At 57.5% G+C, this 12,383-nt stretch carries 14 protein-coding genes and 1 pseudogene; 9 read left to right on the top strand and 6 right to left on the bottom strand.

Translation table 11 applies throughout. The annotated features are described in order from the left end of the window. Nucleotide 1: 1 nt before the first annotated feature. Both ABD720_RS10045 and ABD720_RS10050 read right to left on the bottom strand, forming a co-directional pair. The gene (locus ABD720_RS10045) at nt 2-1,300 is read right to left on the bottom strand and encodes an NAD(P)/FAD-dependent oxidoreductase (protein WP_344763145.1); all 1,299 of its coding nucleotides are present in this window, start codon (nt 1,298-1,300) and stop codon (nt 2-4) included. Nucleotides 1,301-1,444: 144 nt separating this feature from the next. Then, on the bottom strand, nt 1,445-2,029 hold the full coding sequence (locus ABD720_RS10050) for a glutathione peroxidase (RefSeq protein ID WP_344763146.1): 585 nt from the start codon (nt 2,027-2,029) through the stop codon (nt 1,445-1,447). Between the two features lie 189 nt (nt 2,030-2,218). Here ABD720_RS10050 and ABD720_RS10055 point away from each other — a divergent pair, with 189 nt between their 5' ends. The 3 genes from ABD720_RS10055 (at nt 2,219) to ABD720_RS10065 (ending at nt 5,318) form a co-directional block, all read left to right on the top strand. Then, the gene (locus ABD720_RS10055; RefSeq protein ID WP_344763673.1) at nt 2,219-3,757 is read left to right on the top strand and encodes a cryptochrome/photolyase family protein; all 1,539 of its coding nucleotides are present in this window, start codon (nt 2,219-2,221) and stop codon (nt 3,755-3,757) included. A 136-nt stretch (nt 3,758-3,893) separates the two neighbouring features. Next, nucleotides 3,894-4,745 carry a ferritin family protein gene (locus ABD720_RS10060; protein ID WP_344763147.1) on the top strand — a complete coding sequence of 284 codons (852 nt, stop codon included), beginning with the start codon at nt 3,894-3,896 and terminating at the stop codon, nt 4,743-4,745. A 75-nt stretch (nt 4,746-4,820) separates the two neighbouring features. Continuing rightward, a complete protein-coding gene (locus ABD720_RS10065) occupies nt 4,821-5,318 on the top strand; it encodes an adenylyltransferase/cytidyltransferase family protein (protein WP_344763148.1) in 498 nt (165 codons plus the stop codon). Between the two features lie 6 nt (nt 5,319-5,324). On the opposite strand, the gene ABD720_RS10070 is transcribed toward ABD720_RS10065, so the two are convergent. The 4 genes and pseudogenes from ABD720_RS10070 to ABD720_RS10085 form a co-directional block, all read right to left on the bottom strand. Then, on the bottom strand, nt 5,325-5,777 hold the full coding sequence (locus ABD720_RS10070) for a copper chaperone PCu(A)C (RefSeq protein ID WP_344763149.1): 453 nt from the start codon (nt 5,775-5,777) through the stop codon (nt 5,325-5,327). 42 nt (nt 5,778-5,819) lie between these two features. Then, entirely contained in the window at nt 5,820-6,290 is a 471-nt protein-coding gene (gene trmL / locus ABD720_RS10075; protein WP_344763150.1) for a tRNA (uridine(34)/cytosine(34)/5-carboxymethylaminomethyluridine(34)-2'-O)-methyltransferase TrmL, read from the bottom strand. 45 nt (nt 6,291-6,335) lie between these two features. Next, on the bottom strand, nt 6,336-6,794 hold the full coding sequence (locus ABD720_RS10080; protein WP_344763674.1) for a ComF family protein: 459 nt from the start codon (nt 6,792-6,794) through the stop codon (nt 6,336-6,338). Between the two features lie 87 nt (nt 6,795-6,881). Beyond that, a pseudogene (locus ABD720_RS10085) lies at nt 6,882-7,073 on the bottom strand (double zinc ribbon domain-containing protein); the annotation flags it as partial. An 85-nt stretch (nt 7,074-7,158) separates the two neighbouring features. Between ABD720_RS10085 and ABD720_RS10090 the strand changes: the two are divergent. The 6 genes from ABD720_RS10090 to ABD720_RS10115 all read left to right on the top strand — a co-directional run bounded on the left by ABD720_RS10090 (nt 7,159) and on the right by ABD720_RS10115 (nt 12,352). Next, complete coding sequence (locus ABD720_RS10090) at nt 7,159-8,091, top strand: methyltransferase domain-containing protein (protein ID WP_344763151.1); 933 nt, start codon at nt 7,159-7,161, stop codon at nt 8,089-8,091. Between the two features lie 204 nt (nt 8,092-8,295). Further along, a complete protein-coding gene (locus tag ABD720_RS10095) occupies nt 8,296-8,772 on the top strand; it encodes a DUF2244 domain-containing protein (RefSeq protein ID WP_344763152.1) in 477 nt (158 codons plus the stop codon). A gap of 44 nt (nt 8,773-8,816) precedes the next feature. After that, entirely contained in the window at nt 8,817-9,992 is a 1,176-nt protein-coding gene (gene coxB / locus ABD720_RS10100) for a cytochrome c oxidase subunit II (protein ID WP_344763153.1), read from the top strand. 19 nt (nt 9,993-10,011) lie between these two features. Next, nucleotides 10,012-11,613: a cytochrome c oxidase subunit I gene (gene ctaD, locus ABD720_RS10105; RefSeq protein WP_344763154.1), complete on the top strand. Its 1,602-nt coding sequence runs from the start codon at nt 10,012-10,014 to the stop codon at nt 11,611-11,613. 39 nt (nt 11,614-11,652) lie between these two features. Then, nucleotides 11,653-11,760 carry a cytochrome oxidase small assembly protein gene (locus ABD720_RS10110; protein ID WP_344763155.1) on the top strand — a complete coding sequence of 36 codons (108 nt, stop codon included), beginning with the start codon at nt 11,653-11,655 and terminating at the stop codon, nt 11,758-11,760. A gap of 1 nt (nt 11,761) precedes the next feature. Further along, nucleotides 11,762-12,352, top strand: coding sequence for a cytochrome c oxidase assembly protein (locus ABD720_RS10115; RefSeq protein ID WP_344763156.1), 591 nt, complete (start codon nt 11,762-11,764; stop codon nt 12,350-12,352). Nucleotides 12,353-12,383 lie beyond the last annotated feature (31 nt).

Here is a 12,383-nt window from a genome sequence, read left to right on the forward strand (position 1 = left end):
GTCAGGCGGCCTCTGCAACAGGCTCGGCGGTGGCTTGTCGGGCCGTGATCGCGGCAATCGCATGGGCTACCGCGAGGCCGGATTTCAAACCGTCTTCGTGGAAGCCATAGCCGGTCCAGGCACCGGCAAACCAGGTGTTCTGCTTGCCCTGAATGGTCGGCAACTGCGACTGCGCGTGGATCGCCGTGGCGTCGAACACCGGATGGGCGTAGGCATATTCATCGATCACGCAGGCCGGGTCCGGCTCGTCGATCGGGTTGAGCGAGACGATCACCGGGGTCTTGAACGGCAGCGGTTGCAGCTGATTGATCAGATAGTGCACGCAGACCTTGGGCGTCTGGCTGTTCTCGCTCTGGTAATTCCAGGCCGACCAGGTCTTGTGGCTTTTTGGCAGGCAACTGGCGTCGGTGTGCAGGACCGCACGGTTCGGTTCGTAGCGCACCGCCGACAACACGGCGTGTTCGGCGCTGGTCGCGTCCTTGAGCAACTGCAGGCTCTGGTCGCTGTGGCTGGCCAGCACGACATGATCGAACAGATGGACCGTCTCGCCAGTGTCGACGGCGATGCGGTCGGAATGAATACGTGTGATGGAACGTACCGGCGTGTGCAGCGCGGTCTTGCCGATGCCGGCCAGCAGCTTGTCGACATACTGCCGCGCACCGCCGCGCACGGTTTGCCATTGTGGCCGGCCATTGACCTGCAGCAGGCCGTGGTTATGGCAAAACCGCACGAAGGTCGACAAGGGGAACGCCAGCATTTGTTCGGTAGGACAGGACCAGATACAGCCTGCCATCGGCAGCAAATACCAGGCGCGGAACTGTTCGCTGTAGCGGTGCTGGTCCAGGAAGTCACCGAGCGAAATCCCGGACGCCAGATCGTCACCGGCCAGCGCCATCGCGGTAGTTTGCTTGTTGAAGCGCAGGATGTCGCGCAGCATCGACAGGAAGCGCGGGTTGAACAGGTTGCGGCGCTGGGCAAATACCGCATCCAGATTGCCGCCGGCCCATTCGAGGGTACGCCGGGCCAACGGCAGTTTGACCGAGAATGACATATCGGTACCGACGGTCTCGACATCGAGCTCCTGGAACAGGCTGACCAGATTCGGATAGGTCTTGTGATTGAACACCAGGAAGCCGGTATCGACACCATAGGTCTGGCCATCGAGTGTCACGTCGACCGTATGCGTATGGCCGCCGAAGTAGTCATTGGCTTCGAATAGCGTGACGTCGTGGCCGCTCTGGGTCAGGCGGTAGGCGCACGACAGGCCGGAGATTCCGGCACCGACAACGGCGATTTTCATGCGAGCGTCTCCTGCTCGGACTGCAACTATAAAAAGGCGGCCCGGCTGTGCCGGAATCCGCCTGCAAACGTGCTATTTCAGTAGCTGATACCTCATACGCAACGGCACCGGCTATGGATTCACTGCGGTGCTTGCCAGCATCGTTCAGAGTTTTTGACCCAGCGCCTTTTCGATGGCCCCGACCAATGCAGGATTGGTCGGTTCGATCTCGCTGGGGAAGCTGGTCACGACCTTGCCGCTGCGATCAATCAGGTATTTATGGAAATTCCATTGCGGGGTCTTGCCGGTGGCTTTGCCTAGCGCAGCATACAGCGGGTTCGGATTCGCACCGGTGACGACGGCCTTTGAAAACATCGGGAATTTCACGCCATAGGTATTGAAACAGAAGTCGGCTATTTCCTTGCTCGATCCCGGTTCCTGCTTGCCAAAATCATTCGATGGAAATCCGAGCACGACCAGGCCTCTGGACTGATACTTGGCATACAGTGCTTCAAGACCCTGATACTGGCTGGTGAAGCCGCAGTAGCTGGCGGTGTTGACCACCAGCGTCACCTTGCCTGCGTATTGGCACAGGTTCTGCGGGGCTTCATCCTGCAGGCGTTTGAATTGCTGTTGCAGCAGCGCAGGGCAGGCTGCCGGTACGGGTGTTTGCGCCAAGGCTGCCGGCAGGAAGCCGGCATTACCTAGAATAAACAGGAGTGTCGCAACGAGTCGCTGGGTCAGATTCATGATGGTGAACTCACTGGTATTATTCTGGGCTGACCAGTTTAACTTATTTCAGAGAGCGCCTCCCGATGGGTCGTTCGATGCCGCTCTGGCACGGTCAGTCGGGATTGCGTGACGCTGTAGATCAACGTGCAAATCAACCTTGGTGACGGGATTTTCGATGCAGTCAGACGTGATGCGCAGGGTGTGTTCATGATGCGAAGGATGGTGCTGATCCTCGGCGATCAATTGACGCTGGACAATCCGGCCCTGGCCGATTTCGATCCGCAGCAGGATGTCGTGGTCATGATCGAAGCCGCCAGCGAAGGTATGGCGGTGTGGTCGCACAAGGCGCGCATCGTGCTGTTCCTGTCGGCCATGCGGCACTTTGCGCTGGCACTTGGCGAGCGCGGCTGGCCGTTCGTGTATGTGAAGCTGGACGATCCGCTACCTGGCGATTTCGCGGTGCGCCTCGGTGCCGTACTGGCCCGCCATCAACCACAGGCGGTGTACGTGGCCGAGCCTGGCGAGTGGCGCATGCAGCAATTGCTCGAAGAAACCTGCACGACGGCGCAGACCACCTTGCGGCTGATCGACGACACCCATTTCCTGTGCAGCAAAACGGAATTCGCAACCTGGGCCAAGGGCAAAAAAGAGCTGCGGATGGAGTTTTTCTACCGCGTGATGCGCAAGAAGCATCGCGTCCTGCTGGACGGTGACCAGCCCGAGGGTGGCGAGTGGAATTACGATGCCGAAAACCGCAGCGCGTTTCCGAAGCGTACCGGCCCCGGCACTATTCCCGCGCCTGCCAGTTTTCCGCCCGATGCGATCACGCGTGAAGTCATCGCGCTGGTCGACAGCGAATTCGCCGATCATCCCGGTAGTACCGATCAGTTCATCTGGCCCGTCGACCGGGCGCAGGCGTTGCAGGCGCTGGCGCGCTTCATCGACACGCGCTTGATCCAGTTCGGCACCTTTCAGGATGCGATGTGGACCGACACTCCGTTCGGCTGGCACGCGTTGCTGTCGACCAGCCTGAACCTGCACTTGCTGTCGCCCGCCGAAGTGGTCGCTGCCGCCGAGGCGGCCTACCGTGCCGGCCAGATTCCATTGGCCAGCGCCGAGGGGTTTATCCGCCAGATCCTGGGCTGGCGCGAATTCATCCGTGGTGTCTACTGGCTGGATATGCCGGGCATGAAGCAGGCCAATCACTACGACCACCAGCGGCCGTTGCCGCGTTTTTACTGGACCGGCGAGACCGGCATGGCCTGTATGAAAGCGGCGATCGGCCAGACGCTGGAGCACGGCTATGCCCACCATATTCAACGACTGATGGTGACCGGTAATTTCGCCTTGCTGGCAGAACTCACGCCGCAGCAAGTCTGCGACTGGTATCTGGCGGTCTACGTGGATGCGATCGAATGGGTCGAATTGCCCAACACCGCCGGCATGGCGCTACATGCACTGGGCAACCGTTTTACCAGCAAGCCGTATATATCGAGCGGCGCGTATATCAAGCGTCAGAGCAATTATTGTAGTGGCTGCAAATATGATCCGGCGCAAAGGGTAGGCGCCCAGGCCTGTCCGTTCACCACGCTGTACTGGAATTTCATTGACAAGCACGAAGCCACGTTGACCGGCAACCCGCGCACCGCACTGATGGCAAAAAATATCACGCGATTGTCATCCACCGAGCGCGCCGACATCCGTGCACTGGCGGCGCAGATGCTGGCGTATCCCGACGCGCTATGACTGCTGATGCTGCCGCGCGAATCCGCAACGGCGGCGACTGCGTACAATCCTCTACGTGCTAAGCGACCACCTGCGCTTACCCTTTGCGGGTTTGTTGGTAAAATCCACCGGTTACTTCATCTTTCTTAAGGCACTTATGCTGTACCCAGAATTGTTTAAATCGCTTGAACAAGTCCGCTGGAACATGGAGACCGACATTCCCTGGGACCAGTTCGACGCCGCCAAACTCACCGACGAGCAAGCACAAACGATCCGCATGAACGCGATCACCGAGTGGTCGGCATTGCCGGCGACCGAAATGTTTTTGCGTGACAATCGCGGTGACAGTGACTTTTCCGCCTTCATGTCGGTCTGGTTTTTTGAAGAACAGAAGCACTCGCTGGTACTGATGGAATACCTGCGTCGTTTCCGCCCGGAATTCGTGCCGACCGAAGCCGAACTGGACAACGTCCGTTTCGAATTCGATCCTGCGCCGGCGCTGGAAACCCTGATGATGCATTTTTGTGGCGAGATCCGCCTGAATCACTGGTATCGCTGTGCCTCCGACTGGCACACCGAACCGGTCATCAAGCAAATCTACAAGATGATCAGCCAGGATGAAGCCCGCCACGGCGGTGCTTACCTGCGCTACATGAAGAAAGCACTGGGCGAATCCGGCGACACGGCGCGCGCTGCCTTCGCCAAAATTGGTGTGTTGATGGCATCAGCGCGTCGCACCGAAAAGCCATTGCATCCGACGAATTTGCACGTCAACCAGTCACTGTTTCCGAACGACACGGTGCAGTCGCGCTTGCCGGACCCGGACTGGCTCGAACACTGGCTTGACGGCCAGATCAAGTTCGATGGCGAATGGGAAAAGAAAGTCGTCGAACGCATCCTGCACAATATGTCTCTGTTGTTCGAGCGCAGCTTTGCCACGGTGCAGGAACTCAACCGGTTCCGCAAAGAAGTCGTCAATCGGATGGCACCACAAGTTGCCGCCAATTAATCTTTCGCTGGTGTAATCTTGAAGCCGCAAGTAATGTCTTGCGGCTTTTTTCATTTTCAGGCGAGGAGTACTCTCATGGCAGATTTCGAGCACAAAATATGTCGGCGCACCGAACTGGCCGCGCGCATCGCCCATCTTGCGCAGCCGGTGGTGATGACCAATGGCGTTTTCGACATTCTCCACCGGGGGCATGTGACGTATCTGGCGCAGGCCCGCGCGCTGGGTGCGTCGCTGGTGGTGGCGATCAATACCGACGCCTCCGTGAAACGCTTGGGCAAGGGCAGCGATCGGCCGTTGAACCATTGCGCCGACCGGATGGCCGTGATTGCCGCACTGGAGTCAGTCTGTCTGGTGGTCGCATTTGACGAAGATACCGCCGTGGAAGTGGTGGGCGAAGCGCATCCGGCGATTTATGCCAAGGGTGGCGACTACGACATGAGCGATATCCCGGAAGGACGAGCGGTGATCGCTTATGGCGGACGTGCCATCGCCATCGATTTCAAGCATGACCGATCAACCACGCAGTTGCTGTCGAAAGTCCGGCAGGCGCCCGAGGCTGACGACGTTTCCTGAGCGCGGTCAGTGCACCGTACTCAGCGCATCAACACGCACTTTGATATCCAGCGGCGCTGCTTTCTCGAAGGTCAGTCGTACAGGTAGTTGTTGACCCGCAACCAGTGGTGTTGCGACTCCCATCAACATGACGTGGTATCCGCCGCCGGCTGCCATGGCGACTTTCGCACCGGGCGGTAGCGCGATGTCCGTTACTTCGCGCATCTTCATCATGGTCCCGTCCATCGACATCGTGTGCAGCTCGGCAGACTTTGCCCGTGGCGTGGCAACGCCGGTCAGTTTGTCGGCAGTTTTGCCGGTGTTCTCGATGGTCAGATACACCGCTGCACTTGACTGGCCTGGAACGGTGGCGCGTGCATGGGCGTTGCTGATTTTTAAGTCGCCCGTGGTGACATCAGCCGCATTCGCGAAATGGCTGATCATGACAGTCGCAATAAAGATCAGGGTGCGTAGACGCATTGGATGTGTTCCTTTTAAAAAAGTAAATGAGAAGTTCCGGGTTCAGGCACCGCCAGCGAAACCGTTCTGGCGCCAGGCTTCGTAGACCACCACCGCCACCGTATTCGACAGGTTCAGGCTGCGGTTGTCCGGACGCATCGGCAAGCGAATGCGCTGGCCAGCGGGAAACGATGCGCGCAGTGCCGGATCGAGTCCCTTGGTTTCGGAGCCAAACACGAATATATCGCCGGCTTGAAATGCAATGCCGGCAAAAGGTGTCGCGCCGTGGGTGGTCAGCGCAAACATGCGCGCCGGATTCGGTTGGACGGTGGCGATGAAGCTGGCCCAGTCCGGATGCACTTGCATCGTTGCGTAATCATGGTAATCGAGTCCGGCGCGACGCATCTTGGCATCGTCGAGCGGAAAGCCGAGGGGCTCGATCAGATGCAGCTGCGCGCCGGTGTTGGCGCACAGCCTGATGATATTGCCCGTGTTCGGCGGAATTTCCGGTTCAACCAGTACGACGTGAAACATGCTGTCCTCAAAATGATGGTGTCTATGGGTGCGTCGGTCATCTGGTTATCTTGGCAACGTGCGCGCAAAGACGAGATTGGTGACACGACGTGCGCCAAAGCGCTTGAGCGTTGTGGCCAGCTCGTGCAGGGTTGCGCCGGTAGTCATCACATCGTCGACGATCCCGATATGCTGACCCGCAACCAGACCGATGGCGCGATGTGGCACGATAAACGCGCCACGCAGATTCTTCTGGCGTTGCCGCGCTGCTAATCCGGCCTGCGCCGGTGTCTCGCGCACGCGAGCAACCAGTTTTGGCACCAGCCGCAGTGTAAGCGAACGCGCTAGCGGCCGTGCAATTTCAAGCGCCTGGTTGAAGCCGCGTTCCCCCAGACGCTGGCTGCCAAGCGGGACTGGCACCAACAGCGTCGGCCAATCAGTCGGGCGCAGCGCGCTGTAAGCCAGCGCATCCTGCAACAATGAGGCAAACAGCGGCGCCAGTGCCAGCGCTGCGCCAAACTTCAAGGAGAGTACCAGTTGGTCTATCGGCGGCAGATAGTCTGTCGCTACGATCGTGGCGTCGAATGCAGGCGGATCACTGAGACAATGTCCGCAAATTGGCGACGCGGCGGTTGGCAACGCACAACGTTGGCAGCGTGACGGCTGGTGTTGAAAAAATTGGGTGCGGCAGGGCGCGCACAGGGCTTCCTCGCATAGCGCGGCGCACAAGGCGCACGACGATGGGATGATCGACCGCAGTGCTAATCCGGAAAATTTTCCCCATGTCCAGGTGCGATGCCTCACGGCAGCAAAAATTCTGTTGAGCGTGTAAACTCAGTCAAATCAAAATGAGTTAACCCGAACGATTTTCCTGGCCTGCGTGACTCCCGTGACATTACCGAACTCCAATATCGACAGCAAGCTGAGTGCGCCCATCGACCTTGGTCGCGTGCGGCAATTGTTTGCCAGGCCGCACAAGCTGGTCGAGTCGGAGTTCCTGCGGCGGGAGATTTCCGCGCGAATGCAGGAGCGTTTGGCGCTGGTTAAAATCACCCCGCAACATATTCTTGATGCCGGATGCGGCGCCGGCGCCGATGTGCTGCCGCTGCAAAAACGTTTTCCGTCGGCACAGGTGCTGGGTATTGACGCGGCTGCCGCCATGGTTAACGTGGCGCGTACCAGTCAAACCGCGGCGCGCTCTTCGCTCAATAAACTGGTGGCACAGTGGTTGCCAGTGCGCCAGAGCGGTGCCGCCCTGATCTGCGGCGACTTCGCCAGATTGCCCTTGGCGAAGCAAGCAGTCGATCTTGTCTGGTCGAATCTGGCGGTGCACTGGCATCCCTCTCCCGACCAGGTGTTCGCCGAATGGCGCCGTGTGCTGCGGGTCGATGGTTTGCTGATGTTTTCGTGCTTCGGTCCGGACACCTTCAAGGAGCTGCGGGAGGCATTCGGGTCGACCGAGCTTTCCCCGCATGTGTTGCCCTTCGTGGATATGCATGACTTCGGCGACATGCTGGTGGAAGCCGGCTTCTCGACGCCGGTGATGGATATGGAAACCCTGACCGTGACGTATCAGACCGTCGACAAATTGCTGGCGGATGTGCGGGCGCTCGGAGGGAATCCGCTCGCTACCCGACGACCAACCCTGACCGGGCGACGTCGCTGGCAGCAAATGATCGATCGGCTGGAGCAGTCGCGTCGCCCGGATGGCACCATCGCGCTGACCTTCGAGGTAATTTACGGACATGCGTTCCGGCCTGCGCCGCGGACGACTGCGCGGGGCGAGTCCGTCATCCGGCTGGATTTTCCCAAGAGGCAATGATGGCGCATGCATACCGGCGGGTGGATGAGCATCGTCAGCCGGCACTTTCTGGTTGCCTGCAGAGTCGCGGCGCCGCATGGCTGGCGGCTTTGGGAAAGCGGTTATTCCGCTTGATGCGAAGGCGATTTCCGACATATACTTCGTCGGTTTTTCGCTGTGGCTTTTTAGTGCAATCATCGAACTGTTGCTCGCACGGTGGGTATGGTGGATAAGCTTGAATGGGTGCTGAAGCGCAATTGCTCGATAACACCGGGCCAGCTGGCAAAGTTTTACGCCAGCCTGTGCGTAGTCTCGCTGCTTCTCGCCGGTTTTTTTACGTTCCACGGTGCCTGGTACGTGTTGATCTTTTCGTTCGTCGAGCTTACTGCGGTCGGTGCAGCTTTTTTGTACTATGCACGGCACGCTTGCGACAGGGAGTGCATCAGATTGCTTGAAGGCTTTTTGTATGTGGAGCTGATCGAGTCAGATACAAGTCGGCATTTCAGTTTCGATGTCGATGCATTGAAAGTCGATGCCCCGTCGCGCCCGGATAGTCTCGTGCGGCTCAAGGGGCGCGGAAAGCAAGTCGAAGTTGGCCGGTTTCTGACCCATACCAGGCGCCGTGCTTTTGCGCAGGAATTGCGACAGGCACTGGCATCAGGTGTTGCACGTCCAGTCAGTGATTATCGTTCCAGGTTGTGAACGCCCGTACTACAGAATTATTAAATTGGGTTGTTGAGGAAAACATGAAACAAGTGAAGCGCCTTCAATCGATGATGTTTGCAGCCTCCATGGCGGTAAGCGGTCTGGCTGCTGCAGCGGAAGTCCAGGATATTCCTGGCGGTCCTGCAGTCCGGCAGCTCAATCTCCATCCAGGGGTCACCAAGATCGCCGAACAGATCTACTCTCTCCATACGTTCATGCTGATCATTTGTCTGGTGATCTTCGTGGCCGTTTTCGGCGTGATGTTCTATTCCATCCTCAAGCACCGCAAGTCGCTGGGTCACAAGTCAGCAACCTTCCACGAAAGTACTGCCGTTGAAATCGCATGGACCATCGTTCCGTTCGTGATCGTGATTGCCATGGCGCTGCCGGCAACCCGTACCGTCGTCGCGATGAAAGACACCTCGAATGCCGATATCACCATCAAGGCGACTGGCATGCAGTGGAAGTGGGGTTACGACTACCTCAAGGGCGAAGGCGAGGGCATTGCGTTCCTGTCGAACCTGTCGACCCCGCGTAGCCAGATCGGTGCGCCGGGCCTGGCACCGACTGAGGCGCGAAGCAATACGTATTTGCTCGAAGTCGACAATGAAATGGTCGTACCGATGGGTCGCAAGATCCGCATCATCACCACAGCCAATGACGTGATTCATGCCTGGGGCATGCCAATCTTTGGCGTACAACAGGATGCGATTCCCGGCTTTGTGCGTGACGCCTGGTTCAGGGCCGAAAAACTGGGCACTTACCGCGGTCAGTGCGACAAATTGTGCGGCAAAGAGCATGCCTACATGCCTATCGTCGTGAAAGTTGTTTCCGATGCGGACTACAAGGTCTGGGTCGATGGCAAGAAAAAAGAAATGGCATCGAAAGCAGATGATCCAAACAAAGTCTATACGGTTGACGAGCTCAAGCAGCGCGGCGAAAAAGTCTATAGCGCCAACTGTGTAGCTTGCCACCAGGCCACCGGCAAAGGCGTTGCTGGTGCGTTCCCGGCGCTGGACGGTTCAGTGGTTGTGAACGGTCCAACGGCAGGTCAGGTCAACATTTTGTTGAATGGCAAGAATGCGATGCCAGCCTGGAAAGCCGTGCTGTCCGACACTGATATCGCTGCAGTAATCACCTACACCCGAAACAGCTGGTCGAACAAGGCTGCCGAAAATATCGTTCAACCAGCCCAGGTTCTGGCTGCACGCAAGTAATTGACTTCAGGAGATTGAGATGAGCACTACCACAATCGATCACGCACACGGCGACGTTCACGACGAGCACGGCCACGACGATCATCCGCACGGCTGGCGCCGCTGGTTATACGCAACCAATCACAAGGACATCGGCAGTCTGTACCTGTGGTTCTCGTTCATCATGTTCCTGTCCGGCGGCGTCATGGCGCTGGTCATTCGTGCCGAACTGTTCCAGCCTGGCCTGCAATTTGTCCAGCCGGAATTCTTTAACCAGATGACCACGATGCACGGCCTGGTGATGGTGTTCGGTGCGATCATGCCGGCCTTCGTCGGCTTTGCAAACTGGATGATTCCATTGCAGATCGGTGCCGCCGACATGGCGTTTGCACGGATGAACAACTTCAGTTTCTGGCTGCTGCCAGTGGCTGCGTTGCTGCTGATGGGATCGTTCCTGGTTCCCGGCGGTGCAGTCGCTGCAGGCTGGACGCTATACGCACCGCTGTCGACCCAGATGGGACCTGGCATGGATATGGCGATTTTCGCGATCCACATCATGGGTGCCTCATCGATCATGGGCTCGATCAATATCATCACCACGATTTTGAACATGCGCGCTCCCGGCATGACATTGATGAAGATGCCAATGTTTTGCTGGACCTGGCTGATTACGGCTTACCTGCTGATCGCCGTCATGCCAGTGCTGGCCGGTGCGATCACGATGACACTGACCGATCGTCACTTCGGTACGTCGTTCTTTAATGCCGCCGGTGGCGGTGACCCGGTCATGTACCAGCATATCTTCTGGTTCTTTGGTCACCCTGAGGTGTACATCATGATTTTGCCGGCGTTCGGCATCATCTCGCAGATCATTCCTACATTCGCCCGCAAGCAGTTGTTCGGGTATGCATCGATGGTGTATGCAACGGCATCGATCGCCATCCTGTCCTTCATGGTCTGGGCGCACCACATGTTCACGTCCGGCATGCCGGTAACCGGTCAGCTGTTCTTCATGTACGCAACGATGCTGATTGCCGTTCCAACCGGCGTGAAAATCTTTAACTGGATCGCCACGATGTGGCGCGGATCGATGTCTTTCGAAACCCCGATGCTGTTCGCGATTGGCTTCATCTTCGTGTTCACGCTGGGTGGTTTCACCGGTCTGATTCTGGCCGTCACACCGATCGACATCGCGGTCCATGACACGTATTACGTGGTTGCCCACTTCCACTACGTGCTGGTTGCCGGTTCACTGTTTGCCCTTTTTGCCGGTTTCTATTACTGGGGTCCAAAGTGGACGGGCTACATGTACAAGGAATCACGCGGCAAGTTTCATTTCTGGGCATCGCTGATCACCTTCAACATCACGTTCTTCCCAATGCACTTCCTGGGATTGGCGGGTATGCCGCGTCGCATCGCTGACTATCCTGCGCAGTTCACCGACTTCAACATGCTGGCGTCGATCGGTGCAGCAGGCTTTGCTGCCTCGCAACTGTACTTCCTGTTTGCGGTCGTGTTGCCATCGATCCGCGGCGGTGAAAAAGCCCTGGCCAAGCCATGGGACGGTGCAGAAGGTCTGGAGTGGACAGTGCCAAGTCCGGCGCCTTTCCATACGTTTGAAGTTGCACCAATCTTCAAGTAAAGAAGACAGGCGGGCATCGTCCCGCCTTTCATTGAGTTTATGGCGAATCCAAAAAAACAAAACAACCTGCGTACTGCACTGGTGCTGGCATCGATTGCAGTGATGTTCTTTATCGGTGTCGTGGTCAAGCACGTATGGTTCGGTTGAAGTGACGCAAGAATCCGATGAAACCGACGAGAGCTATCGTCGGTACGCGAAAAAAATCAATGGGCAAATGCTCGGCAAGTTGCTGTTGATCGCGATACTGATGTTCGGGTTTGGGTATTCGCTGGTGCCGTTGTACAAGCGTATTTGTGAACTGACAGGCTCGAATGTGCTGAGCACCCAGGAATCAAGTGCGGCAAGCGCAGTACGTAATACGCAGATCGACACGTCGCGCTACGTCACGGTGGAATTTGACGGAAATGCGCAGGGCCCGTGGCGCTTTCGTCCAACCATCAGTAGCCTGCGTGTACATCCTGGCGAATTGGCCAATGTTGTTTATGAAGTCGTGAACAAGCAGTCCCGCGCCATCAATGCGCAAGCGATACCGAGTTATGCGCCGCAGGAAGCGGCGTCCTACTTCAAAAAGCTGGAATGCTTTTGTTTCAAGCAACAAACGCTGGGGCCGAACGAAGCGCGGCAAATGCCGGTGTCGTTTTATGTTGATCCGGCCCTGCCGAAGAACGTGACGACAATCACGTTGTCCTATACGTTTTTTGAAGTGGGCTTGCCGACAGCAAAGGCGGTAAGTCAATAGGAAGGCGGTCGCAGTAATGCAGCACAGCAAG

This window comes from Actimicrobium antarcticum, assembly GCF_039536745.1.
Classification (GTDB): domain Bacteria; phylum Pseudomonadota; class Gammaproteobacteria; order Burkholderiales; family Burkholderiaceae_D; genus Actimicrobium; species Actimicrobium antarcticum.